Annotated in this window: 26 protein-coding genes and 1 tRNA gene; 13 read left to right on the forward strand and 14 right to left on the reverse strand. The window is 58.2% G+C overall.

Features of this window, described 5'->3' with window-relative positions; translation table 11 throughout:
* Positions 1-89 precede the first annotated feature (89 nt).
* The 8 genes from ACI0FG_RS02105 to trhA all read left to right on the forward strand — a co-directional run bounded on the left by ACI0FG_RS02105 (position 90) and on the right by trhA (position 6,498).
* Positions 90-899 carry a radical SAM protein gene (locus ACI0FG_RS02105; protein ID WP_419786904.1) on the forward strand — a complete coding sequence of 270 codons (810 nt, stop codon included), beginning with the start codon at positions 90-92 and terminating at the stop codon, positions 897-899.
* Complete coding sequence (locus ACI0FG_RS02110; protein ID WP_419786905.1) at positions 886-1,164, forward strand: SPASM domain-containing protein; 279 nt, start codon at positions 886-888, stop codon at positions 1,162-1,164. The genes ACI0FG_RS02105 and ACI0FG_RS02110 overlap by 14 nt, the downstream gene beginning before the upstream one ends.
* A gap of 10 nt (positions 1,165-1,174) precedes the next feature.
* Entirely contained in the window at positions 1,175-2,044 is an 870-nt protein-coding gene (locus ACI0FG_RS02115) for a WcbI family polysaccharide biosynthesis putative acetyltransferase (protein WP_419786906.1), read from the forward strand.
* A gap of 224 nt (positions 2,045-2,268) precedes the next feature.
* On the forward strand, positions 2,269-3,516 hold the full coding sequence (locus tag ACI0FG_RS02120) for an HD domain-containing protein (RefSeq protein ID WP_419786907.1): 1,248 nt from the start codon (positions 2,269-2,271) through the stop codon (positions 3,514-3,516).
* A 314-nt stretch (positions 3,517-3,830) separates the two neighbouring features.
* The gene (cbiM, locus tag ACI0FG_RS02125; RefSeq protein WP_419786908.1) at positions 3,831-4,427 is read left to right on the forward strand and encodes a cobalt transporter CbiM; all 597 of its coding nucleotides are present in this window, start codon (positions 3,831-3,833) and stop codon (positions 4,425-4,427) included.
* 25 nt (positions 4,428-4,452) lie between these two features.
* Entirely contained in the window at positions 4,453-5,070 is a 618-nt protein-coding gene (locus tag ACI0FG_RS02130) for a hypothetical protein (RefSeq protein ID WP_419786909.1), read from the forward strand.
* Between the two features lie 228 nt (positions 5,071-5,298).
* Positions 5,299-5,745 carry an RrF2 family transcriptional regulator gene (locus tag ACI0FG_RS02135; RefSeq protein WP_419786910.1) on the forward strand — a complete coding sequence of 149 codons (447 nt, stop codon included), beginning with the start codon at positions 5,299-5,301 and terminating at the stop codon, positions 5,743-5,745.
* Positions 5,746-5,856: 111 nt separating this feature from the next.
* Complete coding sequence (gene trhA / locus ACI0FG_RS02140; RefSeq protein ID WP_419786911.1) at positions 5,857-6,498, forward strand: PAQR family membrane homeostasis protein TrhA; 642 nt, start codon at positions 5,857-5,859, stop codon at positions 6,496-6,498.
* Between the two features lie 126 nt (positions 6,499-6,624).
* Here the strand turns inward: trhA and ACI0FG_RS02145 are convergent, their stop codons facing one another.
* Entirely contained in the window at positions 6,625-6,966 is a 342-nt protein-coding gene (locus ACI0FG_RS02145) for a cytoplasmic protein (protein ID WP_419786912.1), read from the reverse strand.
* A 335-nt stretch (positions 6,967-7,301) separates the two neighbouring features.
* Here ACI0FG_RS02145 and ACI0FG_RS02150 point away from each other — a divergent pair, with 335 nt between their 5' ends.
* Both ACI0FG_RS02150 and ACI0FG_RS02155 read left to right on the forward strand, forming a co-directional pair.
* A complete protein-coding gene (locus ACI0FG_RS02150) occupies positions 7,302-7,670 on the forward strand; it encodes a hypothetical protein (protein ID WP_419786913.1) in 369 nt (122 codons plus the stop codon).
* A gap of 32 nt (positions 7,671-7,702) precedes the next feature.
* Positions 7,703-8,173 (forward strand): hypothetical protein, encoded by a 471-nt coding sequence (locus tag ACI0FG_RS02155; protein WP_419786914.1) that lies wholly within the window; start codon positions 7,703-7,705, stop codon positions 8,171-8,173.
* Positions 8,174-8,187: 14 nt separating this feature from the next.
* Here ACI0FG_RS02155 and ACI0FG_RS02160 read toward each other — a convergent pair whose 3' ends face one another.
* From ACI0FG_RS02160 to ACI0FG_RS02175, 4 genes are all read right to left on the reverse strand, one after another.
* Positions 8,188-8,409: a hypothetical protein gene (locus ACI0FG_RS02160; protein WP_419786915.1), complete on the reverse strand. Its 222-nt coding sequence runs from the start codon at positions 8,407-8,409 to the stop codon at positions 8,188-8,190.
* Between the two features lie 150 nt (positions 8,410-8,559).
* Positions 8,560-8,636 (reverse strand) — tRNA-Pro (locus ACI0FG_RS02165).
* Between the two features lie 52 nt (positions 8,637-8,688).
* A complete protein-coding gene (gene amrS / locus ACI0FG_RS02170) occupies positions 8,689-9,708 on the reverse strand; it encodes an AmmeMemoRadiSam system radical SAM enzyme (RefSeq protein ID WP_419786916.1) in 1,020 nt (339 codons plus the stop codon).
* A gap of 35 nt (positions 9,709-9,743) precedes the next feature.
* Positions 9,744-10,112 carry a hypothetical protein gene (locus tag ACI0FG_RS02175; protein ID WP_419786917.1) on the reverse strand — a complete coding sequence of 123 codons (369 nt, stop codon included), beginning with the start codon at positions 10,110-10,112 and terminating at the stop codon, positions 9,744-9,746.
* Positions 10,113-10,292: 180 nt separating this feature from the next.
* Between ACI0FG_RS02175 and purM the strand changes: the two genes are divergently transcribed.
* Entirely contained in the window at positions 10,293-11,354 is a 1,062-nt protein-coding gene (gene purM / locus ACI0FG_RS02180) for a phosphoribosylformylglycinamidine cyclo-ligase (protein WP_419786918.1), read from the forward strand.
* 221 nt (positions 11,355-11,575) lie between these two features.
* Here the strand turns inward: purM and ACI0FG_RS02185 are convergent, their stop codons facing one another.
* Positions 11,576-12,505, reverse strand: a complete 930-nt coding sequence (locus ACI0FG_RS02185; RefSeq protein WP_419788344.1) for a calcium/sodium antiporter — start codon at positions 12,503-12,505, stop codon at positions 11,576-11,578.
* Positions 12,506-12,551: 46 nt separating this feature from the next.
* Positions 12,552-13,613 (reverse strand): tRNA(5-methylaminomethyl-2-thiouridylate) methyltransferase, encoded by a 1,062-nt coding sequence (locus ACI0FG_RS02190; RefSeq protein ID WP_419786919.1) that lies wholly within the window; start codon positions 13,611-13,613, stop codon positions 12,552-12,554.
* 227 nt (positions 13,614-13,840) lie between these two features.
* Here ACI0FG_RS02190 and recA point away from each other — a divergent pair, with 227 nt between their 5' ends.
* Positions 13,841-14,893 (forward strand): recombinase RecA, encoded by a 1,053-nt coding sequence (gene recA / locus ACI0FG_RS02195; protein ID WP_419786920.1) that lies wholly within the window; start codon positions 13,841-13,843, stop codon positions 14,891-14,893.
* A gap of 87 nt (positions 14,894-14,980) precedes the next feature.
* Positions 14,981-17,620, forward strand: coding sequence for an alanine--tRNA ligase (gene alaS, locus ACI0FG_RS02200; RefSeq protein ID WP_419786921.1), 2,640 nt, complete (start codon positions 14,981-14,983; stop codon positions 17,618-17,620).
* A gap of 1,694 nt (positions 17,621-19,314) precedes the next feature.
* Here the strand turns inward: alaS and ACI0FG_RS02205 are convergent.
* The 7 genes from ACI0FG_RS02205 to rpsI all read right to left on the reverse strand — a co-directional run bounded on the left by ACI0FG_RS02205 (position 19,315) and on the right by rpsI (position 26,564).
* Positions 19,315-19,968, reverse strand: coding sequence for a LexA family transcriptional regulator (locus tag ACI0FG_RS02205; protein ID WP_419786922.1), 654 nt, complete (start codon positions 19,966-19,968; stop codon positions 19,315-19,317).
* Between the two features lie 117 nt (positions 19,969-20,085).
* Positions 20,086-22,272, reverse strand: coding sequence for a ribonuclease R (gene rnr, locus ACI0FG_RS02210; protein ID WP_419786923.1), 2,187 nt, complete (start codon positions 22,270-22,272; stop codon positions 20,086-20,088).
* Complete coding sequence (gene lpxK / locus ACI0FG_RS02215; RefSeq protein WP_419786924.1) at positions 22,265-23,374, reverse strand: tetraacyldisaccharide 4'-kinase; 1,110 nt, start codon at positions 23,372-23,374, stop codon at positions 22,265-22,267. Before lpxK ends, rnr begins: the two co-directional genes overlap by 8 nt.
* 41 nt (positions 23,375-23,415) lie before the next feature.
* The gene (locus ACI0FG_RS02220; protein WP_419786925.1) at positions 23,416-24,147 is read right to left on the reverse strand and encodes a Bax inhibitor-1/YccA family protein; all 732 of its coding nucleotides are present in this window, start codon (positions 24,145-24,147) and stop codon (positions 23,416-23,418) included.
* 123 nt (positions 24,148-24,270) lie between these two features.
* Positions 24,271-24,696: a YccF domain-containing protein gene (locus ACI0FG_RS02225; protein WP_419786926.1), complete on the reverse strand. Its 426-nt coding sequence runs from the start codon at positions 24,694-24,696 to the stop codon at positions 24,271-24,273.
* A gap of 45 nt (positions 24,697-24,741) precedes the next feature.
* Positions 24,742-26,004 (reverse strand): radical SAM protein, encoded by a 1,263-nt coding sequence (locus tag ACI0FG_RS02230; RefSeq protein ID WP_419786927.1) that lies wholly within the window; start codon positions 26,002-26,004, stop codon positions 24,742-24,744.
* A 170-nt stretch (positions 26,005-26,174) separates the two neighbouring features.
* On the reverse strand, positions 26,175-26,564 hold the full coding sequence (gene rpsI, locus ACI0FG_RS02235) for a 30S ribosomal protein S9 (RefSeq protein WP_419786928.1): 390 nt from the start codon (positions 26,562-26,564) through the stop codon (positions 26,175-26,177).
* Position 26,565: the final 1 nt, after the last annotated feature.

Raw genomic sequence — 26,565 nt, forward strand, 5'->3', positions numbered from 1 at the left:
GCCGGAAAAAGATGGCAAAGTTTTTGCTGTGTAGCCCCCGGACGGAAAAATATGTCAGTATATTGTCATCTCCTTGGAGGGGAGCCGCTATGAATTCCATCGTCAGGGCAAAAACGCAGAACAGCAGATTGATTGATATTTATGGGCAAAACAATGTTCCAGTAGTCGATACCGTACCTCGGCGTATACAAATCATTCCCACCTTGCGTTGCAACTATCGCTGCACCATGTGCTTTCAGTCCGAGGAATCCCATCAGCTGGAAGAGGAAATCGATTTTTCCATTTATGAACAGTTGGAAGACGTCTTTCCGTTTGTTCAATCCGTGTATTTTACGGGTGGGGAGCCGCTCATGTATTCGGAAATGCCGCGTGCATTGGAATACCTTGCTAAGTTCGGTATCTCCACTTCTATGTCCACCAATGGTTCATTGCTCACCGGAAAACGTCTCGAGTGCGCTTTCAAGTATATGGATACCGTCAAGATCAGCCTCGACGCTGCCACTCCCGACACCTATGCGGCGATCCGGCGCAACGGTGATTTTTCGAAGGTTGTACACAACATCACGAACCTGCTCAAAATGAAAATTCAGAATTATAAAAAATCGCCGAATATCAACTTCAGCATGGTGGCCATGAAATCTAACATAGCCGAACTGCCGGATTTGGTTTCTCTTATTCATACTCTCGGCTCTCGCGAACTGCGAGTTGCTCACGCCGCAATGCAGCGTACTCAGGTAGAGATGCCCGAAGAGTCCTTGTATTTCCACAAGGAAGAAAGTGATCACTACATGATAGAAGCCATCAAAAGAGCCCGCAGTCTGGGAGTTAATCTTGTGCTTCCCAGTCTTTTCAACGTCGGGCAAGAGAGAGGCGGTTCCTACGCCAATGCAGACTTTTGATAACAAACCCTGCTATGAGCCTTGGGAATATATGCTCATCAATCAGGATGGCAAAGTAGCCATGTGTTGTTCAAATTGTGTCGGCGGAGGTGATTTGAAGACGCAGTCTTTCGACGAAGTTTGGAATGCCGAGTTGGTCCAAGAACTTCGTCGAAATCTGAATACGGATCACGAGCCCAAAGCCTGTGCGAATTGCCTGACCTACAAGCGCAATAAAGAGAAAGCTGTCGAACTGCGGGAAGATCAACAGGCCTCAATGTCATAGGCTGTCTGGTATGAAGAAACTGTGTCTTATTTACGGGAATTGCCAAGGGAGCGGTCTGAGCCGGCTGCTCGCAATTTCAAGCGAGTTCGCCAACACGTATAACGTTGTTGTCACTTCCAACTGGGAGAATAAAACCTTTCCCGTTGATCTGCTCCCTCAAAGCGACCTTTTTCTTTATCAGCCGACAAAGGCCTGGGAGCGGGCGCCTTCCACCGAGAGAATGCTTGAAATGTTGCCCGTCGGTAGTCGGGCGATTTCATTTCCCTATATGTATTGCAATGGGCTGTGGCCGTTTCATCGCAGATCTTCCAGGAAAAATACGGGACCTCAGTTCCCGTGCGAGCGCCACTATTATGCCGATGTCGTTCTGGACGAGCTTGCTGCTAGTCCGCTTCCGATGGATCGGATCAAAAAAATTTATATGGCTCTGGATTTCGAGAAGGAATACAGCGCAGCTCAGGCAATGGAAGAGAGCTTGTCTTTACAGCGTGATAAGGAGAAGACGGTTGATATCAAGACCGTCAGCGTGATTCAAACACTCATTAAGCGGGTTACCTTATTCTTTACCGTTCGCCATCCGTCGCCCTTTCTCTATTATGTCGCAGCCAATCAAGTGCTCGCAATATTGGGACTGCCCAAAATCGGCTTGAGACAATTACCGTTTGCCGGGCCGATTTATAAGGTTGACTACCATCATCCGATTCACCCCGGACTGGCGAAACAGCTTGGGCTTTCATACGTTACCCCGGACACACGGTATAATTTGTGGGGACAGAATTTTACCTACGAGCAGTATCTGGAAGATTATGTCACCCATCGCAGAATGCATGCCGAACTGGAGCAACTGGTTTCTCGGGAAAAACAGGTTGCAAAGGTATAGGGGTAGATTCGATTGTAATCTTGGTGGCGAGTAGGGGGCTTCTTTCCCCTTACAAGCTCGGCGCGATAGCGCAGCCAAAAAGTTCTGGAGAGTCCAGAGAACCTCTTTCAAGAGGTTCTTTGGCCGCCGGAGGCATTGTAGACCTGCCTTGAGCTTCTTCCGTTGCCTTTCCTTCGTGATTCCGGCACCCTTGGGCCGACAGCAAACCCACGGGGGCCGATATTATGTCCGTGATTATTCGCAAGAGCCTGCTTGAACTCGTTTTTTCCGGCGCATTCATGAAGCGGTGGAATGACAAGCTGCGGCCCATGGAACTGGTGGAAGTGGATAAACAGGCCCACAAGATGATTGTGGCCTGGCTGCTCTTTCTGCTCAATTCCAGAGATATGGATATTGTCCGCAAGCGCGCGCTGGGCGAATCCATCGTCGAGGGCGGCATTTTCGACTATCTCTACCGCCTGATCATCACAGACATCAAGCCGCCGGTTTTTTACCGTATCAAGGAAAACAAGGCAGACTACACCACCCTGACCAATTGGGTGCTGAATCAGCTTCGGCCGCGCATCAGCCCTCTGGGCCAGCCGTTCAGCGACCGCATGGCCGCCTATCTGATGCAGCCGGAGGATGCGGGGCTGGCCCGCCGTATCCTGATGGCCGCGCATCTGTATGCCAGCTATTCCGAGTTCAAGCTGCTCAAGTCCATCAACCGGATGGACCACGAACTCATCGGGATCGAAGAGAGCTTCGTGGATCGGTTGCAGGACCTGCGGGATGTCGTGGGCGTGAATGAACTGCTGGACGAGGACGGCACGGTTTTCGGCGGATTCGCCCGTATGTGCGGCCGGTTGCGGTTTCAGAAGCGATGGTCGCAGACACCGCGTGTCCCGGAGACATCCGTGTTGGGTCATATGTTCATCGTGGCCGCATATTCCTGGTTTTTCAGCATGGAGATCGGGGCTTGCCGGGCACGCAGCCAGAACAACTTTTTTGCAGGTTTGTTCCATGACCTGCCTGAGCTGCTGACGCGGGACATTATCTCGCCGGTCAAGGGCGCGTCCCATGACATTGCGGAGCTGATCCACGAGTATGAGAATCGCGAGCTGGACAGGGTGGTGCTCGATCCGCTCAAGCAGGGCGGGTACACGGATATCGCGGAGCGCCTGGAATATTTCCTCGGGCTGGCCGTGGGCAGCGAGTTCAAGGCCACCATCATGCGCAACGGGCAGGTGGTGGAGGTCACGGAAGAGGAACTGGCCGGGAATTGCAACCACGACACCCTGGACCCCAAGGACGGCCCCCTGCTCAAGGTGTGTGATTCTCTTGCCGCCTACATCGAGGCGCATACCGCCCTCAAGAACGGCATCGCATCGGATCAACTGCATCAGGCCCTGTACCGCATTCGCGACCGGTATCACGAAACCCCGGTCATTGCCGGGGTCCAGGTGGGCGCGTTGCTTGCCGATTTCGACTAACCAACAGGCTGGTGGGAATCGGCAACCTGTGTCGTTGCCGTCGGAGATTTTCATCCTTTCGCGATGGGTAGCGTGCTGCCGTTTTGTGTTTGCCTTTGATCTTGCGAAGGTTTTTTTTCTCCCTTAAAGGCTCTCCAGCCGGAACGAATCTGGATTTTGGGTTTGTTCGAGTGGAATCCGGGTCAATTCCCTAACCCGTAAATTTTGACTATTCATTCGCACGGCTTGAAAAAGCCTGACACTGGGTGTATACGGATTTTCGATTGTTGACACGATAAGTAGAAAATCCAAACTGATGGTTGGGAGTTCCTGCCATGCATATTTCCGAAGGGGTTCTTTCCGCACCGGTCCTCATAGGCGGCGCGGGGTTGGCGGTGGTCGGCACTGCCGTGGGATTGAAGTCGATAGACTACGACCGCATCATGAGCGTGGCCATTCTTTCGGCCACGTTTTTCATTGCCTCGCTGGTGCATGTGCCCATCGGCCCATCCAGCGTGCATCTGATACTTAACGGCCTGATCGGGGTCATCCTGGGGTGGGCGGCCTTTCCTTCCATCCTGGTCGCGCTGCTGCTGCAGGCCATTCTTTTTCAGTACGGCGGATTGACCACGCTTGGCGTCAATACCTTCAACATGGCCGCTCCGGCGGTGGTTGCCTACTATCTGTTCCGGCCCATGTTGAGCCGGGGGGGGAGCCGTCGTTTTGCCGCCGCTTTCTGCTGTGGTTTTTCGGCCCTGTTTCTGAGCACCGTACTGACTGCGACTTCGCTCGCGCTTTCCGGTGATGTGTTCCTGAGCGCGGCCAAGGTTCTGTTTCTGGCACACCTGCCTGTCATGGCCATCGAGGGCGTGATTACCGCCTTTGTCTACACGTTCCTGGTCAAGGTCAAACCCGAGGCCCTGGCTGCCTGATCTTTTTCGAAAAGGGAGAATGAAAATGCAACGTCTGCTCATCGTCGTCTGTTCCGCCATGGTCCTCTGTCTGCTCCTTGCCGCCCATGCCTGGGCGCATAAGGTCAATATTTTTGCTTATGTGGATGGCGATACCGTGGTTACGGAAAGCGGTTACAGCCGCTCCCAGCGGGTCCAGCACGGAACGGTAACCGTCTCCGACGAGGCCACGGGCGAGGTGCTGCTGACCGGCACAACCGACGAGCAGGGCAACTTCAGCTTCACGATTCCGAAAAAGGCACGTGAAGCGAAGATGAATCTGCATCTGCTGCTCGATGCCGGTGTGGGACACCAGGGCCACTGGACCGTCAAGTATGACGAATACGCGGCCGGTGACGTACCGACCACACCGGCTGCCCCGGCCGAGTCGGCCACGACGGCTTCTTCCGTAGCATCGGCCCCGGCGGTTGCCGCCGCACCGGCGCAGGCGCCTGTCGATACCGCCGCTATAGAGGCCGTTGTCCGTAGAGAGGTTGCACCCATCAAGCAGATGCTGCTGGAGATGCACCAGACCGGTCCCGGCATTACCGAAATCGTGGGCGGCATCGGCTGGATCTTCGGACTGTTCGGCGTAGCTGCCTACATGAAGTCCCGCCGTTCCTGACCCTTACTCTTCCGCTGTTCCTTCATCTTTCTAAAACTATCGGCGCCCGATTCTCGAATCGGGCGCCGACGTATTGTAGAGCTTTCTGTTTTGTGGTAATTTCCCTACAAAACGTATCGTTATTATCAGAAGTACAACAATATCGGATGGTAACATTATATAATTTGTATTACCGGGAGATAATCTCTGATTGGTTCAGACTCGCCGGGCTTTCATTGAGAGGATTACATGCGTCTGACTACACGTAGCAGATATGGTACCCGGATGGTGTTGGATATCGCCCAGAACGGCGGTGACGGTCCTGTCCGGATTCAGGATATCGCCAAGCGGCAGGGCGTGTCCGTCAAGTATTTGGAAAAACTCATCCGTAAGCTCAAGGACGCGGGATTCGTCAAGAGCAAGCGAGGGCCGCGTGGAGGGCATTCCCTGGCTCGTCCCGCCACGGAGATTCCCCTTGGGGAAGTCGTGCGGGTGTTGGAGGGCGATGGAACGCTGGTGGAGTGCCGTACCGGGCGTGAGCAGTGCGACCGGGTGGACGTATGTCTGACCCGTCGTTTTTGGGCGGAGGCTGCCGAGGCAATGTACAGCAGGCTGAACAGCTATTCCCTGGCCGACCTGCTTGACGATGCCCGGCAGTGCCGGGAGCGTGAGGGACAACCCCTGCTTATGGACTGAGCCCGGTAACGTTCGAGCTGCCACAATCCCGGCAGTCGGCAAACGCTTGTTTGATTTGTTGGGAAAAGGTAGACTGAAGTCCTAGGCACATTCCTGTACCCTGGAGGAGCCATGGTCATATCATTGCGTGACCCGGTAAGCGGGTTGACCCATCTCATTGGCGCGGTCCTGGCCGTTCTGGCCACGGTCCTTCTCGTCGTGCGAGTTTCCAGCCCGGCCATGCCGTGGCACATTGTCACCTTCTCCATTTTCGGCGGGGCCATGATTCTGCTGTATACGGCCAGCACCCTCTATCATTGGCTTCCTGTCTCGGAGAAGTGGGTCCGTTTTCTGCGCCGGGTGGATCACTCCATGATATTTTGCTACATCGCGGCCACTTATACGCCCATTTGTCTCATTCCGCTGCGTGGCCCGTGGGGCTGGTCCATCTTTGGCGTCATTTGGGGGCTGGCCCTTGGCGGAATCGCCATGAAGGTGTTCTGGCTGAATGCGCCGCGTTGGTTTTCCACGGCCGTCTATCTGGCCATGGGCTGGCTGGTGCTGGTGGGCATCTATCCGCTGGTGCGGGAGCTTTCTCCCGCAGCGCTGGCCTGGCTGGCGGTGGGCGGGCTGGTCTATTCCGCCGGAGCGGTGATCTATGCACTCAGGCGGCCTGACCCTTGGCCAAAAAAGTTTGGATTTCATGAAATATTCCACCTGTTCGTCATTGGCGGGAGTTTTTGCCATTTCGTGCTCATGTATTGGTTCATATAGCCACGGAGGGCGATCGGAATGACCGCACCCAATGGCGGATCATCCGCAAGTTCAGGGCCTCGCGTACGGAAGTATGCGAGGCCCTGAGCTTATGGAAGCAACCTTGTTGAAGGTTGTCCGGTTCTTCTAAAATGTCAGCACGGTATATCCGCGAACCATGTATGAGGAGATGGGGGGATGCCCGGACATGCCTTCCAGCAGCTTCAGTCCGGCATCCTGCACCGCTTCCAGAACACCGAGCTTGGCCGAGCAGGCCTTGCATGCGCCGTCGATGAGGCCGCGTTCTTTGCACTGTTTGTAGAGGGCATGGAAGGGGTTGGATTCCTTCTCCAGCTCCGGGACGAGTTTGACCGAGGCGCCTTCGAAGACGATGAGAACCTCGCTTCCCTTGTCGGCCATATCCAGCGCATTGAGCAGGACATGGGCAAAACACATCAATTCACCGTTGAACGCGTACAGACAGTACATGGCAACTCCTTTGCCGTTGAGTAGGTTCCCGCACGGATATTCGGAATGCACGATATCGCCTGCCCGGCGAATTAGTCAAAGGGAGAGTCCGGTACCGCTTTCAATGTACTGCCTTCGGTCCGGCTTCTTTGTGATGGCCGTTCCCGGGAAAAATAAAAGGATTGTGCGGACTGTAGTCTTTATGCAATGGGACGGGTACATCTCCGAAACAAACTAAAATCAAAGGAGATATGTATTGATTATTTCACCTCTTCGGGAACGGGTTGATAGCCGGGGACTATCTGGCGGTTTATGGGTGTGCAATCGGAGTGTTCTCTTATAGCAGGGTTTGACAAATGCCGTATGAATTCGAAGTGAAGGAAGAAGACAGATATCTGTTGCTTGTGGTATCCGGCGAGGTCGAGACCATAGAGGACATGCGAGCCTTTTCCAAAGCCCTTGTGGAGTGTGCGGAAGAAAAAGGGTATAAGCGACTGATTCTTGATCAACGGTTGGTCAGTCGGAAGTTGGATCTGCATGACTACATGGTATATGCAGATCAGTGGCGGCTCGAAAGGCCGCCGAGCGGAATAAAGATTGCCGCTGTCTACTCGCAAGAGGATGTGAATAACTTTCAGTGGGTGGAAACCATTTGTCAAAATCGATCCATAATTTACCGGATTTTTTCTAATTCGGATGAAGCCGAGCGATGGCTTGCCTGTTGAATGTCCGATTGTATTCCCGGGGAGCTGCGTATGTGATTAACAAGACAAGCAAAGGTGATGGGCAGGTATTGTGCCGGTTACAGGAAGTCATAGGGGATTGTCTTTATGCAACGGCAGAGGGAACGGTCGATTTCGTCGGTGACATGTTGAACGACATGGATAGAATGGTTCGTTTCATTCGGTGGCGGACGTTCTTGGCCACGTTGAAAATATTCACAGGTAGTTGGCAGAGTTTGGTCTGGACAAACTTTTGGTCAATGAAACGAAATGCCATGCATACCGACCTTGATCTGGGGGAGCTTGCCGGAGCGCTGAAGGAGCAGAAGCGTTTTGCCCGAAAACCGAGAGTGGCTGTCGTCAGCCTGGACATAAATTCCCCCTTGCTCCGGCATTTTTCGTCGCCAAGGGAAAAATCAGGATATTTACCGACGGCAAAGCGGTTGAGGAGTGGCTTGCCGGGGATTGATCCTACAGGAGATGTCCGCGCGGCAGTGGGTAACTGATCTGTCTTCCCGACCTATGAATGATTTTTCATCGGGCCGAGCAAATTCACAACTTCGTCCGGGTCTATACTTTCAAATTTCTGATTGAATTCTTCTCGTTCCCGGCAAAAAAGTCGTTCGCTTTTTACCGGCCGGTAGAGAATCATCTCCTGATCGTCCTGCGCGTTGGTCGCATTGGTCACAGTGTCCAAGGCGAAATAGAGATTGCCGTTCTTTTTGTTTCTGAAAAGAGCCACTCGTGACCTCCTGATTGTCCACGCTTTTAGCTATAGTGTGCTCCCACTGACGGTTTTATATCATTGGGCAGCTCAAAAAAATATAGCATAGGGTCTGTGAAAAAGAAAAAGCAGATCCGGTCAAGTGCCAGATCTGCTTGCTTTTTTTCATGGTCGGGGCGGAGGGATTTGAACCCCCGGCATCCTGCTCCCAAAGCAGGCGCGCTACCGGTCTGCGCCACGCCCCGTATGAAATCGGTGAGCCTGTCTACTGAAAAAGAACGGCGAAGGCAAGGGGACTCATCCCATCTCCACCCCGGCGACGGTATGTCCGCAATGGGGGCAGCGCCCCTCCCGAACCAATGAGCCGGAAGCGGTAAAGCCGCTGCGGTCCACGAGCATGGCCCCACAGCCGGGGCAGAGCGTCTGCTGCCTGTTCGCGCCCGGCAGGTTGCCGATATACACGAATTCCAATCCCTTTGATTTGCCCATGGCATAGGCCGCCTCCAGGCTGTCCCGGCCGGTGGCCCCGCAGTCGGTCAGCCTGTAGTCCGGGTGGAAACGTGAGATGTGCCACGGCGTGTCGGTGCCGATCTCGGTGGCCAGAAAATCAGTGAGCCGGTCCAGTTCCGCAGGCGAGTCGTTTTTGCCGGGGATGAGCAGGGTGGTCACTTCCAGCCACCACCCCAGGGTGTGCTTGATGTACTTGAGGTTATTCAGCACGGGAGCCAGCCGGGCACCGGTCAGCTCCTCGTAAAAGGATTCCGTGAAGCACTTGAGGTCCACGTTGATGGCGTCGATGTCAGGTCGGAGTTCATCCAGGCATTCCCGGCTCATGAATCCGTTGGAGACCATAATGTTCTTGAGCCCTTGGGCACGGGCCAGACGGGCCGTGTCCTGCATCAGCTCGAAGAAGATGGTCGGCTCGGAGTAAGTGTAGGAAATGGACGCGGCCCCGAGGCGCACGGCCTCGGCCACCAGCTGTTCCGGCGTGGCAGCGCGGCCCTCGATGCGACCGTCCTCGCTCGGCGGCTGGGAGAGCGTCCAGTTCTGGCAGAAGGTACAGCGGAAGTTGCACCCCATGGTGGCAAAGGAAAAGGTGCGGCTGCCGGGCTGGAAGTGATAGAGTGGTTTCTTCTCGACCGGGTCCAGGTTCACGGCGGCGATTTGTCCATAATTGATGGCGTAGAGCGTGCCGTTACGATTTTCGCGCACGCCGCATTTGCCGCGTTCGCCGGGGCGGATGGCGCAAAAGTGGTTGCATAGGCGGCATGTTACCGTCTCGTTTTTCAGCGGCTCCCAGAGCCTCGCTTCCATCATGGCTGCTTCCCCCTGCTCCACACCTGCCATTGAAACTAATTGTTTTCCTGTGTCGTGGTGGTGGAGGTCTCGGTATCGGTGCTGTTGTTGTAGCTGGTGGTGGTCGTGGTCGAACTGCTGGAGGACGGCCAGTTCACGTTCGGATTTACGGTGATGATGACCTTGTCGTACCAGTCCACTTCCTCGGGCTTGGGTGCCGGGGTGGCATCAATGGTGGAGTCCCCTGCCTCATTGGTGCCGAAGGTGGTATTGCCTGTGGTCGCACCCGTCTTGGTGCCGAAGGCGTTGTCCTGTCGGTTCTTGGCCGTGTCCTTGTTCTCGAATTTTCCTCCGGCCAGTGCCAGGGAGAACGTCAACAGAACAACGGTGGCGGCGATGATGAACAATTTACCGAGATGATTCATGTTTTTCTCCTCACAGCCCTCTGGTTATCCCATATGATAGAATGTAGGCATCCGCCCGGGAAAAGGCAATGCAATTCACGGTCCGTCCTTTCCCATGCAGGGGAGCAACTTGTCCCTTGAACTTGGTGCGCCAACCATTTATAACCGCCACAACATCATCAAGCGCACCAGGAGAGCACTATGAGCGAGAGCGCCAAACGTTCCAAAGCCTATACCGAAGCCGGGGTCGACATTGAGGCTGGCAATCAGTTTGTCAGCCGCATCAAGAAGATGGTGAAGTCTACCTTCACCCCTGGCGTGGCCACGGATATCGGCGGCTTCGGCGGCCTGTTCAAACCCGAGGTCGCGGGTATGGAAGCTCCCATGCTTGTTGCCGGAACCGACGGCGTGGGCACCAAGCTCAAGCTCGCCTTCCAGTTCAACAAACATGACAGCGTGGGCATCGATCTGGTCGCCATGTCGGTCAACGACGTGCTGGTCCAGGGGGCGACACCACTTTTCTTCCTCGACTATTTCGCCACCGGCAAGCTGGAGTCCGGTGTGGCCGAGCAGGTCGTGTCCGGCGTGTGCGAAGGCTGCCGCCAGTCCGCCTGCGCCCTGCTGGGAGGCGAGACCGCCGAGATGCCGGGTTTCTACCCGGACGGCGAGTATGACCTCTCCGGCTTTGCCGTTGGCCTGGTGGACACGCCCAAGATGGTCACTGGCGAAAACGTGGCCCCCGGCGATGTGCTGATCGGGCTCGCCTCGTCCGGCGTCCACTCCAACGGCTGGTCCCTGGTCCGCAAACTTCTGGGCGAATCCGGCCTGAAGGCGGACGACACCTTCCCAGGTACGGACCGCACTGTGGCCGAAGTGCTCATCGAACCCACCCGCATCTACGTCAAGCCCGTGCTGGAGCTGCTGGAAAAGGTTACGGCCAAGGGTATGGTTCATGTCACCGGCGGCGGGTTCTACGACAACATTCCGCGCGTCCTGCCCGAGTCTGTTACCGCCACCATCGAGTTCGGGACTTGGCCCATCCTGCCCGTATTCGAGTGGGTCCGCAGCCAGGGCAACCTCTCCTGGCCCGAGATGCTTCAGATTTTCAATAGCGGCATCGGCTACATCATCATCCTCTCACCCGAGGATGCTGACACTGCCTTCGAACTGCTCGACGCCCGCGACGACGTGGACGCCTACCGCATCGGCGAGATCACCGCGCGCAAGCCCGGCGACGAACAGGTGGAAGTCGTCTTTCCCTAGCCAATAAAACCAAGCCAAAACAAAACGGGCCGCCCCATAGGGACGGCCCGTTTTGTTATTTCAAAAGTATTCTCCCCCCCTATATACAGCCCCCACCCCGCGAAGCGGCACCAAAAAGTTTTGGAAGGAAGATGGGATGGGGGTCTGGGGGAAGGGAAGAGGGGAACCTTTTCCAAAAGGTTCCCCTCTTCCCTTCCCCCAGCCGCCGGAGGCCTTCGCCTCTAGCTCGTGAAGTCGTGCATCCAGCGGACGAGGTTGAGGGCAATGAGCAGGGCGCCTTCCCAGCGGCTGACGCGCCAGCCGGTGCGCAGCAGGATGAGGACAAGCCCGACCATGCCGACAAGGACCAGCAGTCCACTGGCGGCCTCGGCCGAGACGGGTAGTGGCCTGAGCACGCAGGTCAGGCCAAGTACCCCGGCAAAGTTGAAGAAATCCGACCCGATAAGGTTGCCCAGCAACATTTCGTTCTTGCCCCGGACCGACGCGGCCAGACAGGTGACGAGTTCCGGCAGGCTGGTGCCCGCGGCCACGATGGTCACTCCGATGACCCAAGAGGAGACGCCAAGGGCCGTGGCGATGCTGGTGGCGGCGGAGACCATGAGGTGGCCACCGGCCGCGATGGCGACGAAGCCTGCGACCAGGAGAATGCCGTGCTTCCAGCTCGCCTGTTGCCCTTGCAGCTCCTCCAGTTCGTCCTCGCCGGGGCTTTCCCGCTTGCGCCCGAGATATATCAGGTAGCCCGCCAGCAGGATGAGCAGTGCGATGCCGAAGGGACGGCCGAGCACGCCGGTGAAGGAGACGAGCAGGATGGCCAGCGTGGTGAAGAAGAGGAGCAGGCCGTCGCGGTAGACAATGGTCCTGTTGGAGACCAGCGGCTTTATCATGGCCATGATGCCGAGGATAAAGCCGAGGTTGAAGATATTGGAGCCGACCACGTTGGAGAGCGAAATGTCGTTGTGCCCGCGCAGGGCGGCGTCCACTGTGACGAGGAATTCCGGGGCGGAGGTGCCGAGGGCAACGATGGTCAGGCCGATGATCAGCTCGGAGATGCCCCACCGGCGGGCGATGAGCGCGGCGGAGGAGACTATCCAGTTGGCCCCGAACCAGAGAAGAACAGCGGCGGCAATAAAGGTAACGGCGTCGATGAGCATGGGGGAGAGCATAGGATATGGGTGCTGCCGGGGCAAGGAATACCGGTTATTGCACCTGCTCCTTTTTCCATTCCTTGACCAGGGCGGGCTGAGGCTCTGCCCATTCCAGACTGGTCTCTCGGGTGGGGTGGACGTTGATGGTCCGTTCTTCGCCTCGGCGGGTGACGCGGATGGTGATCGGCTCGCCTGTTGCCTCGGTGTGGCGGCGGGCCTTGCCGGAATAGGAGGCGACAAAGGCGGCGGCGTCGGCCAGGGCATCCTCGCTCCAGTCTTCGGCAACCGGACGGCAGACGGCCAGGGGGCCGGGGAAACCGACCGTTTTGAGCACGTAGTCCTCGGGCGTTGCCAGCTCTCCGATGCGCTCGTTGTCGTCACCGGTGCGGCCAAAGACAAGCCAGTGATTGCCCGCCCAGTACTGGCGGCCGAACCGTGCCATGGAAAAGTCGTTGGGCGTGGGACGGTCCTTGTGACGCATGAGCTGGACGAACCGCGCGGCGCCCGGCGCTTCGGTCAGGCAGCAGCCGCCTGCCGGGGTGGGGATTTCGGTGAAGCCGTAGGCCTCGGCGGCAGCCATCTGCGGCTTGCGGCCACGGCCATACCAGTCGTGCAGGCGTTCGCGGTCTACCAGCCCGGATGTCTCCATGGGGGTCGGCGGCAATTTCTTGGCGCAGAGAGGCCGGAGGAGCACATCGCGCACCCCGGCCCGTTTGGTGATCTGATTCATGGCGTCCTCGCGCTGGCTCATGGGTCGTTGGCCCACCACCTCGCCGGATATCAGGAATTTTGCCCCGTAGTCGGGCAGCATTTTTACGGCGGCTGCGAGCATCAGAATCTTGCAGTCGATGCAGGGGTTGATCCACTTGCCGAAGCCTGCGCCGGGGCCGTCGAGGATCATGTCCACATAGGGTTGCCGGACGTCCACCTCCACGGCCTCGATGCCGTAGTGGTCCCGCCAGAAGGGGATGAGTTCCGGCTTGCCGAAAAAGGGTGTGACAAAGTGCAGCCCGAGGACTGAAAGTCCCTGATCCATGACCGTGCGCATGGCCAGGATGGAATCCAGACCGCCCGAGAGCAGGGCCAGCGCGTCGTATTTTCCGTTGTTCGCCATGGGTGGGACCCTTAAGGGAGTTTGCCGACTAGGGCAAGCCCCGGAAAATGGGCCAACCCAGCTTAATATTCCTGGGGCTGAGTGACCGGAATGGAAGCTATCCCGCTGTTTGATAAAGATGTTTTTATTCCCTTGCAATGCCTGAAACGACGGTTGCCCGCCGGGCTCGTATCTGGTATTTGATCATGTTGTTTTGCTGATGCGCCTTAAACCGCCAAGGAGAAACCATGGCCCGTAAAGCCGTTGACCAGGAGACGTTGCGCAAGGAAGCCCTCGGGACCGCGCTGACCAGCATCGAACGCAAGTTCGGCAAGGGGGCCATCATGCGGCTCGACGACGAGGCGTCTCACTCCATTCCTTTTATTCCTACAGGTTCTATTGGCCTGGATTTGGCGCTGGGCATCGGCGGAGTGCCGCGCGGCCGCGTCATTGAAATTTACGGACCGGAGTCGTCGGGTAAGACGACACTGGCCCTGCACATCATTGCAGAAGCCCAGAAGCAGGGCGGCAATGCGGCCTTTGTGGACGCCGAGCACGCCCTGGACCCCGGCTACGCCAAGCGCTTGGGGGTCAAAACCGAAGATTTGCTCATTTCCCAGCCCGACTACGGTGAGCAGGCTCTGGAAATTGCCGACCTGCTGGTTCGTTCCGGGGCCATGGACGTGGTGGTCATCGACTCGGTTGCCGCACTCATCCCGCAGGCCGAACTGGAAGGGCAGATGGGCGAGACTCAGGTGGGCGGCCAAGCCCGGCTCATGTCACACGCGCTCAGAAAGCTGACCGGCACCATCCACAAGTCCAACTGCGTGGTCATCTTCATCAACCAGATCCGTATGAAGATCGGCATGACCGGCTACGGTAACCCGGAGACCACCTCCGGCGGTAACGCGTTGAAGTTCTACGCTTCCTGCCGTCTGGACATCCGCCGCATTCAGACCCTGAAGGACAAGGAAGAGTCCTACGGTATCCGCGCCCGGATCAAGGTCGTGAAGAACAAGGTCGCTCCGCCGTTTCGCGAAGCCCTCGTGGATGTACTCTACGGCCAGGGCATTTCGCGCATGGGCGAGCTCATCGACATGGGCGTGGATCTTGGCATCATCGAAAAGTCCGGTTCCTGGTTCGGCTTCGGTTCCGAAAAGCTCGGCCAGGGAAAGGAAAACGTGCGCCAGCTCTTGCAGGACAATCCGGACATAGCCGCCGCCATCGAGGCGCAGCTCATGGAGCATCTCGGATTCGGCGAGATTCCTGAACACGTGGAGCCCGAAGGGGACGAAGAATAAATTAGACAAGCACCGGAAAGGGCGCCTCGGGCATCCGGCCCGGGGCGCTTTTGTCTGGAAATCACTTTATCTGGAGAACCTCAAACCATGAAAGCCGCTGAAATCCGTAAGCGATTCCTCGAATTTTTTGCCCGCAACAACCACACTGTGGTGGACTCCGCTCCGCTCATTCCCAAGGATGACCCGAGCCTGATGTTCACCAACGCGGGCATGGTCCAGTTCAAGAAGCTCTTCCTGGGCCAGGAAAAGCGCGACTATATCCGGGCCACCACCAGCCAGAAGTGCCTGCGCGTGGGCGGCAAGCACAACGACCTCGAAAACGTGGGACGCACCGCGCGCCACCACACCTTTTTCGAGATGCTCGGCAACTTTTCCTTTGGCGACTACTTCAAGGAAGACGCCATCCGCTTCTGCTGGACGTTCCTCACCGAGGAACTGAAGCTGGACAAGAGCCGCCTCTACATCACCATCTACAAGGATGACGACGAAGCCTTCGAGCTGTGGCAGAAGGTAGCGGGCGTCGACCCCTCTCGCATCTACCGCCTGGGCGAGAAGGACAACTTCTGGTCCATGGGCGACACCGGTCCCTGTGGACCCTGCTCCGAGGTCCACTACGACCAGGGCGAGGAAGTGGGCTGCGGCCCCAACTGCGGCATCGGCAAGTGCGACTGTGACCGGTTCCTGGAAATCTGGAACCTCGTGTTCATGCAGTACGAGCAGGCCGAGGACGGCACCCGGTCCAACCTGCCCCGGCCGTCCATCGACACCGGTATGGGCCTTGAGCGCATCGCCGCCGTGTGCCAGGGCGTGCACTCCAACTACGAGACCGACCTTTTCCAGTCCATCATTCAGTACACCGCTGATTTGGCGGGCGTGAAGTACCGTCAGGACACCGAGATCGACACCGCGCTCCAGGTCATTGCCGACCACTCGCGCGCAATTGCCTTCCTCATTCCGGATCAGGTGCTGCCGTCCAACGAGGGGCGCGGCTACATTCTGCGCCGTCTCATCCGCCGTGCCTATCGTTTCGGCAAGCTGATGGGCCTTGAGGGCTCCTTTCTGTGGAAGACGGCTTCCAAGGTTGTGGAGGACATGGGCGACCACTACACCGAGCTTAAGGAAACCAGGGACTTCATGGTCGAGGTCGTCCGCGGCGAGGAAGAGTCCTTTGCCAAGACCCTGGACAAGGGGCTTGAGATGCTGGAGGAGGAGCTGGCCGCGCTGGAAAAGGCAGGTGCCAAGGTCGTTCCTGGCGAGACTACTTTCAAGCTGTATGACACCTATGGCTTCCCCATCGACATCGTGCGCGACGTGGCTGAGAAGCGCGGCATTGATGTGGACGAGAACTCCTTCGATGTCCTGATGAAGGAACAGAAGAACCGCTCCAAGGCTGCCTGGAAAGGCTCCGGCGAAAAGGACGTGGCCTCGTTGTTCCAGACCCTGCTGGAGCAGGGCATTACCTCGGAATTTTCCGGCTACGAGCTTATGAGCGACCAGTCCGAGATTACCTACCTGCTGGACGAGTCCGGCACGGTTGTGGACAATCTGGCGCTGGGCGTCACGGGCTGGATGGTCGCGGCCGTGACTCCGTTCTACGGCGAGTCCGGCGGTCAGGTGGGTGATACCGGCGAGATTGCCGCCACTTCCGGCAAGGCCGTTGTCGTCGATACGGTCAAACCTTCCCGCAATCTGACCGCCCACAAGGTCAAGGTGGCCGAGGGCGAGCTGAAGACCGGCGCAACCTGTTTCCTCAACGTGGACCGGTCCAAGCGGCTGGCCACCATGCGCAACCATACCGTGACCCACCTGATGCACGCCGCCCTGCACAAGGTGCTGGGCGACCACGCCAATCAGGCCGGTTCCCTGGTGGGGCCGGACCGGCTGCGTTTCGACTTTACCCACATCAAGGGCCTTTCCGATGAAGAGATCACCCAGGTCGAGAGCTTTGTAAACAACGTCATTCTCGACGCCATTCCGGTGGATCGTTCGGTCATGTCCATTGCCGATGCCCAGGCCAAGGGCGCCACTGCGCTCTTTGGCGAAAAGTATGGTGATACCGTTTCCGTCATCGAGGTGCCGGGCGTCTCCATGGAGCTGTGCGGCGGTACGCATCTGGACAATACCGGCATCGCGGGTTCCTTCGTCATCATGAGCGAGTCCGGTGTGGCCGCGGGTATCCGGCGCATTGAGGCCGCCACCGGCGGCAATGCCATTGCCTACCTGAACGAGCGTCGCGCCGCCGCTGCCGAAGCCTCTGCCATGCTCAAGGCCCAGCCCTCCGAGTTGCCCAAGAAGGTCCATGACCTTCAGCAGCAGGTGAAGGACATGGGCAAGGAGATGAAGACGCTCCAGACCAAGCTCGCCTCCGGTGTCGGTCGCGACATGCTTTCCGAACTCGAAGAAATCAACGGGGTCAAGGTCCTGGCCATACAGGTGGATGCCCCGAACATGGGTCTCATGCTGGAGCAGATGGACGCCCTGCGTTCCAAGATCGACTCCGGCGTGCTCTGCCTGATTGCCGCCCATGAGGACGGCAAGGTCTCCGTGGCCCTGGCCGTCACCAAGGACCTGCACGGCAAGTTCAAGGCGGGCGATCTGATCAAGCCCGTGGCCGCCGAAGTCGGCGGCGGCGGCGGCGGTCGCCCGGACATGGCCCGTGCCGGCGGCACCAATGCAGCCGGTATCCCGGCCGCCATCGCCAAGGTGAAGGAGCTGATCGCCGGTTAGTTTTCGCGACCAGCTGCGCATATGAATGAAAATGTGCGGCGCACGCCTGAATGGGCGTGCGCCGCTTTTTTGTTTTGTCAGTGTAGATGTGGGCAAGAAAAGTAGGAAAAGAGAGGAAAGGCAGAAGCAGAAATGGAGCCGCCTCCGGCGGGATTCTCTTTAGAGTGTTTCGCACCCTAAAGGTGCGACGTACTTTTGGACCAGAGCGCCCAAAAGTAAGCAAAAAGGGCTCTTGGGGTGCCATGCCCTTCGCCCCGGTGACGGGCCAAGAATCTGTTCCAAACGGCCTTCACTGCCGCGCCCCAAGGGGGGAAGCTGAAAATGCCGGGCCGCGATGATCTGCTCCGGCCGTTTGGTCAGCTTCTAAGCCGCGTCCCCGCAGGGCTTCTTCGAAATAGTTTGACTATTCGCCGCTGCGGCAAGCAGAAGCCTGAACATCCGCAAAAGAAACTTTTGAAATCACACTTCCGGTCCCGAAGCATCTTCCAACTAATTCGCTGAGACCAGCCCTGTGTTTCAGCGGTTAGCAGCCGACCAAGCGGGTAAGGCGGCTCCCGTCGGTCACCCGGTAAGTTGGTGGTAGTCTCGATCTGTTCGCGGAGAAACGGGACTATACTTTTCATTTGATGGAGCCGTCCCGCTTGGATCGGATGCTTCCGACGTAACACGCAGGCAGCCAAGCTACCCGCAAGGGCCTTTTTCGTTCTTTTTGGCCCAGCAAAAAGAACCGCCGCCCGCGCAGGGCATTGGAGGGATTTTGAAGCCGAACGGCTTCAAACCCGGCTCTCTGCTCTTGGTATTAAAGGCAAAAGCAGAAGCGAAAGACAAAATACAGCAGTGGAGTCGCCTCCGGCGGGATTCATTTCAGAGTGTTTCGCACCCTAAAGGTGCGAGTTACTTTTGGACCAGAGCGCCCAAAAGTAACCAAAAAGCGCTCTTGGGGTGCCATGCCCATCGCCCCGGTGACGGGCAAGAATCTGATCCAAACGGCCTGCGCTCCCGCGACCCAGGGCGGGAAGCGGGAAAAAGCCGGGCCGCGAAGATTCGCTCCGGCCGTTTGGTCAGCTTCTAAGCCGCGTCCCCGCAGGGCTGAGATAAGGGGAACTTGTCTTTATGTCGTAGCAGCAAGCAGGACTGAACATTCGCAAAAGAAGTCTCCGAAGACAATCGTTCGGTCCCGGAAAGCGTAGCAGCTAATTCGCTGAGACCAGCCCTGTGTTTCGGCGGTTAGCAACCGACCAAGCGAGTAAGGCGGCTCCCGTCGGCCACCCGGTAAGTTGGTGGTAGTCTCGATCTGTTCGCGGAGAAACGGTACTATACTTTTCCTGAGATGGAGTCGTCCCGCTTGGATCGGATGCTTCCGACGAAGCTCGTAGGCGGACAAGCTACTCGCAAGGGCCTTTTTGGTTCTTTTGGGCCCAGCAAAAAGAACCGCCGCCCGCAACCAAAGGGAATGCAGCGATGCACGAAGTGCACCTGCCCGAATGGGCAGGAAGACGCGAAGCGGCTTGAGCGGCCGCAGGGCATGGAGGGGACTTTGAAGCCGAATGGGTTCAAACCCGGCTCTCTGCCTTTTTTTTTCGTTCATCCAGATTTTCAAATCAAAGATCAATTTCTGAACGTCAGTAACACATTCAATAAAAAGGGTTCGCATCCGTCGGATGCGAGCCCTTATAACTACGACAAATTAAAAACTATCTATACTCCCGCGACGACCACAAAACCTTTCCAATGACCCGAACATTGTTCAGCTCGTCACCGGAAAGATGGATCGGTGAGTAATCGACATTGTCGCTGCGAAGCACCAGCGTACCCGGCAAACGCTCAACACGCTTGACCATGACGGTGTCCTCGACGCCGACTGCGTAGATGCCGCCTGCAAGCACGTCGCTGCGCGACTCGTCAATGAGCACCATGTCACCTTCCTTGAGCTCCGGCTCCATGGAATTGCCCACCACCTCCATGAGGACCATGTTGGCCGGGTTGCCGCGCATACGCAGCCAGTCCGACCTGAAGGAATAGTAGCCTTCCACCTGGCCTTCGGTTTCGAAGGAACCGCCTCCGGCACACAGCCGGGCGCGGACTTTGGGGACTTCGAGATACCCCTGGCCTTCGGGCTCCACGGCTTCCTCCGGGCGGGGGAAACCCTTGCCCTGCTCAAGCCAGAGCGGGTTGAGGCCATACTTGGCCGAGAGGTCCAGAATCCAGCGGGGGGGAACCGTGTCCTTTCGCTTGGCCAGGGAGATGGCTGCCCGACCAACGTCGAGCTCGCGAGCCAGTTGTGCCTGGTTCGTGATCTCCGTTTCCTTGCACAGGCGATGGAAGAATGGTTCGAATCCGTTTTTCATAAAGCGCCTTGTTGACGAATGTTGTTTTGCTGTCTTGATGTATAGTATTGCTATACATTTTCGTCAAGCATAAAACACCATAAAGTGTCTGTTCGGGCTTTTCGGAGTAGCTTCAGGCTAAACAAGATCTTTGTAATCCATGGCCGACGCCGCTGCCGACTTGAGCACGAACTGCAACTCCAGCCGGTCGAGACTGGCTTGTTCCAGCACGACCTCCACGGCCTGCCCAAGCTTGAAGGCGCGGCCGGTGCGTTCGCCGACGAGCATTTCGCGCTGGGACCAGTATGTGTAGTAGTCGTCATCCATGGATGAGAGCCGGACCATGCCTTCGGCCATGACCTCGCGCAGTTCGACATAAAATCCGTAGTCGGTGATATGGGAAATGACCGCGCCAAAGGTGCCGCCGACCTTGTCGCGCATGAAGAGGACCGAGACGCGTTTGAGTATCTCGCGCTCTGCTTCCATGGCGATCCGTTCGCGGGACGAGAGGTGGTCGGCAATGTTGAGCAGCCGCTTGCGACCGGGGACAGGGCGTTCGCCCTCTCCGGCCAGCGCCGCCTTGAGCAGCCGGTGCACCACCAGGTCCGCATAGCGGCGGATGGGGGAGGTGAAATGGCAGTACTCGGGCGATGCGAGGCCGAAGTGGCCTTCGTTGTCCGGGGAATACTTGGCTTGCTTCATGGAACGGAGCAGTAACCTGCTGACAACGTATTCCTTGTCCGTGCCCTTTTGCGAGGCCACCAGTGCCTGCAATGCCTTGGGCGTGATTTCCTTGGGCATCTTGATGGACTTGTCGGTCAGGGAGAGCAGGCGGAACAGATTCTTGAGCTTGTCCTCGTCCGCGGCCGGGTGGATGCGGAACAGACACGGCAGCCCTTTTTCGATGAGGAACCGGGCCACGGCCTCGTTGGCCGAGACCATGAACTCCTCAATGAGCTGGTGCCCGAAGTGGCGTTCCTTGGGCCGGATGTCCGAGGTCTCGCCATGGTCGTCGAAGAAGATTTCCGGCTCCGGCAGATCAAAGTCCAGGCTGCCGCGCTGGGAGCGGAGCTTGTTGATCTTGCGCGCCAGTTCCTCGGCCAGTTCCAGCATGGGCAGAACGTGCTCGATCTTAGCCCGTTCTTCCGGTTGCTTTTCCAGCACGGCGCGTTTGATCTGGCCGTAGGTCAGCCGGGCGTGGCTGCGGATGACGGCGGGGAAGAATTCGGACGCGACCGGGATGCCCCGTTCGTCCATGTCCATGCGCGCCACCATAACCAGCCGGTTGACGTCCGGGTTCAGGGAGCAGAGGCCGTTGGACAGCTTTTCCGGGAACATGGGCACAACGGAGCGGGGGAAATAGTAGGAGTTGCCGCGCTCAAAGGCCTCCCGGTCCAGGGGCGAACCCTCGGGCACATAGTGGGCCACATCCGCAATGGCCACCCAGAGGCGGTAGCCGCCCTTGCGCGGTTCCACCAGCACGGCGTCGTCAAAGTCCTTGGCCGTGGCCCCGTCGATGGTCACAAAGGACTTGGCGCGCAGGTCGCGTCGGTTCTTCATGTCCGCCTCGGAAGGTTCCGGTGGCAGGGCGTCGGCCTGATTCATGGAGCCGGACGGGAAGCGCAGGCGCAGGTTGCGGTCGGATTTGACCAACGCTTCCTGTACGCCGATGTCGCTTTCGAGTCCCAGAACCTCGGTAATTTCTCCCTCCCACAGGGCGGGATCGACCCGGTTGCCGGGAACACACAAGGCGATGTCGCCGGGACGCACCTTGAGGGATTCGTCCTTCAAGGTGCAGGCTACGGCAAAGCCGAGACGCGGGTCGGTGGGGCGGCTGAGCCACTCCCCGTTGTTCGTACGTTTGACGGCCTTGACCGGCAGGGTCTTGCGGCCACGTTCCACAACCTGAACAATGCGGCCCTCGTTGTTCCGGTCGCCCTTGTTCTCCTTGATGATGGCCGCGACAACCGTGTCGCCGTGCCATGCATCGCCCAGGTCGCGCCGGTTGATGAAGATGTCCTTGCGCCGCGAGTCTTCCGGGATGACAAAGCCGAACCCGCCGCGCTGGATCTCCAGCCGACCGGTGATGCAGTGCATGGCTTCGGCCAGGCCGTAGCCCCGCCGGATGCGGACGAGTTTCCCTTGTTCGACGAGTTGGGTGAGAAGGCCTTTGACCTCGCGTTTGTCGTTCTTTTTCAGCTTGAGCTGACGAATGATTTCTGCCCGGGAGAGCGGGCGCTTGACTTGTTTGAAGAGCTGGAACAGCGCGGCCGCCGAGAGGGGCGGCTGAGAGGGACGTGATTGCGCTTTTTTCTTTTTAGCCATTTGATTCCTTTCGTTTGCCGGGGGCTACCCGGCGGAGATATTCGGACTCGTAGCGTCCTTTCCACCAAATATTGAAGGGTGTCTTCGCGCCGATGGTGGACGGCCCGAAGGCCATACGCAATTCGAACTGCCAGAACTCGGGCGTGCACATTGGTCCGAGCTTTACGGCGTCCTTGGGCGTACACAAAATAAATTCACATTCCAGCCGTTTGGCCGTGGCCTGCATGTCCAGCACATCCGACTTGGCGTAGGCGTGATGGTCCGGATATATGAGGTGCTTGGCCGGTGTCGAGCCCGTCAGGTGCCGGGCGGACTGCATGATGGCACGCGGGTCGCCTGTGCCGGAAACCAAAATGTAGCGGCCTTCCGTGAAATTCTCGCGGGATTCGCCGGTCAGTACGTTGGCCACGCCAACGGGCACCACCTGAAAGCTGAATACCGGCTTGCGGAAACGGACGAGCAATTTGTCTATGTGCGGACGGAGCTGCTCGAAGCCCTTGGGGCCGGTCTTTATGAGGAAGGCGTCGGCCCGTTCCAGCGCTTTCTTGGGCTCGCGCCAGGAGCCTCGGGGGATGACGCGGTCCCATTGTTCGGTCAGGTCCTCGGGCCGGAGAAGCACGAGGTTGACGTGCCGGTGCACGGCCATGTGCTGGAATCCGTCGTCCAGAACGATGAGGCCGGGATTGTAGCGGCGAATGCCGAGACGGCCGCTGCGCCTGCGGACCGGGTCCACGATGATGCGGGCTTCGGGATAGGCCCGGGCCAGCATGAGCGGTTCGTCCCCGGCTTCCTCGGGCAGCGCGCCTTTTTTGACCAGATAGGGGTAGACCACGGGCTTGGCCTTGTAGCCGCGAGTGAGCAGCATGGGTTCAAGCCCCTTGGCGATGGCCCATTCCAGCAGCCAGCCTGCAAGGGGGGTCTTGCCGGAACCGCCCCAGCCGATGTTGCCGACAGAGACGGTCAGGACTTCGGGCTCCCAGACGGGAAGCAACCGGTTGCGATACATCATGGCGCGAAAGCGCATGATGCCTGCATAGCACCAGGAGATAGGGGTAAGGAGCCAGGAGAAGGAATCCTGAAGCGAGGAAACTCGATCCGACATAATAAAAAAAACGGGGAGGCAAGCGCCTCCCCGTTGGTCAGCTATCTGCGGTCGCCCATGAATCGGAGCATCATGAGGAAGAGGTTGTAGAAGTCGAGGTACAGGGTCAGCGCGCCGAGAATGGCACCGCGACGGGCCGCTGCCTGATTGCCCTGGGGAACCATCTCGCCCATGGTCTTCAGTTTCTGCGTGTCATAGGCGGTCAGGCCCAGGAAGATGATGACGCCGATGACGGAGATGGCGAAATCCATGCCCGGGCTCTGCAGGAACATATTGACCACCATGGCGATGATGATGCCGATGAGGCCCATGAAGAGCAGGCTGCCCCAGCCGGTCAGATCCTTTTTGGTGATCATGCCGTAGAGGGACATGGCGCCGAACATGCCGGCCGTGGTTATGAAGGTGGAGACCACCGAGGCCGTGGTGTAGGCCATGAGGATCGGGGCCAGCGAAAAGCCGTTCAAGGCGCTGAACGCCAGGAACAGCCCGGTGGCTGTGGACGGGTTCATGGTCGAAATTTTGAAGCTCAGGAAGAAGACCATGCCGAAGCCGACGAACAGGGCGACCATCGGAAGCATGGTAGGCGCAATGGTGCCTGCCTGGGGGTTGTAGACAAAGGCCAGGTTGAACAGGGCCGGGACATTCAGGGTGGCAAAGGCGACGACGGCCGTGAGGCCGAGCCCGGCACCCATCCAGCCATAAACGCCGCGCATGAAGGCGTTGAGCAATTCGGCCCGTGCGCCGGTCTGCTGCATGCTTTGGTACTGATTCATCATATTCCTCCGTAAGGATAATTTGCGAAATAAAGGGGGCTATAGGCCCTGCCTTTTGTCCTTTATGTAAGTAGCTTTTGGAACTGTGGCAAGGGAAAGCGTCTCATTGCACATGTTTTGATGCTAGCGGCGGTACATTTGTTCGGCGTGATCGATCGGGACCACGGCCATGCCCACCGGGGCCAGCGTGATGGCCGCCAGCTTGAGGTGCTGCCACCCCCAGGGGATGCCGATGATGGTCACGAAGCAGGCCAGAGCGGACATAATGTGCCCGATGCACAGCCACCAGCCGGCGATGACGAACCAGATGAGGTTGCCCAGGAATCCCCAGCCCGAGGTGCCGATATCCGGCTGTCCGGTGAGGAGGTCGCGACGGATCAGCGTCCGGCCGAAAGGCGTCAGGGCAAAGCCTGCTATGACGAAGGCCGAGCGCGCCCAGGGCAATCCCACGATGGAAATGGCCATGATGCAGCCTGCGAAAAACCAGCCGAGGGCGAGGAATACCCCGCCGAAAAGAAACCAGATGACGTTGCCGAGAAAGGACAGCATGTTTCGGTAATGCTCCGGAACCGGGCGAAGCCCGATTGAGTTGTCCTACCCGAGGTAGGGGTTGAAGTATCCGTAGTTGATCCAGGGTAGCGCCTTTTTGAGGCGTTTCTTGAAATTGACGAATCCCATGCAGGGGGAATGGCCGAAGGGGGCCATGAGCTTCAGGTAAAGCTCCGGGTCCAGGTTGAGGTTGCGCAGCTGGATGAAGTCGTAGCGGCAGGACTCGCCCAGCTCCACCAGGGCGTCGAATTCCTCCTCGGTGTCGGTGACGCCGGGGAAATAGAGCAGGTTCAGGGAAATGAACAGACCAACCTCGTGCGCCTTGGCAATGGTCTCGCGAACGTCTTCGAAGCCGTATCCATGAGGCCGGTAATAGGCTTCGTAAGGCCCCTTGCGCGCGGAATTCAGGCTGACGCGAATGGAGTTCACCCCGGCCACCCGCAGGGCGGGGATGACCTGATGCCGCGAGCCGTTGGTGTTGACGTTGACGGTTCCGGTACCGCCGTCCGCCCGGTAGGAGCGCACGGCTTCGCAAATAAGCTCGGCCTCGGTGAGCGGTTCGCCCTCGCATCCTTGCCCGAAGGAAAAGATGGGACGGCGCTCACGTGACTCGTGGCGGCGCATGATCTGTACGATCTCGTCCGCCGTGGGGGTGAAGGCTATGCGGCATTGCGGAGAAGGGAAGCCGGAATCTTCCGGCTGCTCGGAGATGCAGCCCACACAGCGGGCATTGCAGGTGCGGGCCGTGGGCAGCGGACATTCGAACCGGCCGAGAGCCAGGTTCTTGGCCGCAGGGCAGCCGTTGGTCAGGGCGCATCCGGCCAGGTGGCTTACCAGTCGGTTGCCGGAAAGTTCATTGATGAGCTGGTGCGCTCCGGCCTCGATACGGTCGGGCGGGATGTGCTTGAATACCTGGCGCTTGTCCTCGTCCACCTGCTTCGCGCAAACCCAGAACCGGCCTTCGGCATAGCCTATTGCCGCGTAGGAGAGCAGCGGCAGAACCGGCGCATCGTCATCCGACTCATAGGCTGCGATGCCGGTCACGGTATTGCCGGGGCAGGCAAAGGCGGCCACGGCCAGCTCTTCCATGACGTCAGCCTGTCCGGTGGACGGGTCGTAGCCCATGGCATGGCGCCCCGGCAGCATGAAGAACTCGGATTCCTCGGGCAGAGGTATGATCTCGTCCGGTCGTGGCAGGCCGAACTCATCACCGCGTCGGCACATGAGAAGAAGATCGGGGTGGTCGAATATCTCGCCGTTCTTATCGGCGAAAAGCATGTGAGGCTGAGGCTTCTTTTTGGATGACATGGCAAATCTATACGGGAAATGATCTCGTTTGGGCAAGGAGTGAATGGAAATGGTTGCCGAAATGGTGCGCAGAGGGTGTCCGTATCTTTCCGGTCTTGACGGTGCAAGGCAAAAAGGCCGGGGCCCTGAAGGGCTCCGGCCTTGAATGATCTTTCGATCCAGCTCGCGGCTTACCGCTTGGAGTACTGGAAGGAGGCGCGGGCGCCGCGCAGACCGTACTTTTTACGCTCTTTCTTACGAGCATCGCGGGTCAGGAGACCGGCGGGCTTCAGAATGGAGCGGAGTTCGGGATCGATCTCGCACAGGGCGCGGGAGATGCCGTGACGGACGGCCTCGGCCTGTCCGGAAACGCCGCCGCCGGAGCAGGTGCATTTGATGTCGAACTTGTCGAGCATCCGAACCAGCTTCAGGGGCTGCTGCACGACCATCTGCAGGGTCTTGCGCGGGAAGTAGTCCTCGAAAGGACGGCCGTTGACAGTGATCTGCCCGGTCCCAGCGTAAATGCGGGTACGGGAGATGGCGTTCTTACGTTTGCCGGTGGCGTAGGTGAAATCGCTCATG

The sequence above is a fragment of the Pseudodesulfovibrio sp. 7M6 genome, from assembly GCF_050058625.1.
In the GTDB taxonomy this organism is placed as follows: domain Bacteria; phylum Desulfobacterota; class Desulfovibrionia; order Desulfovibrionales; family Desulfovibrionaceae; genus Pseudodesulfovibrio; species Pseudodesulfovibrio salinus.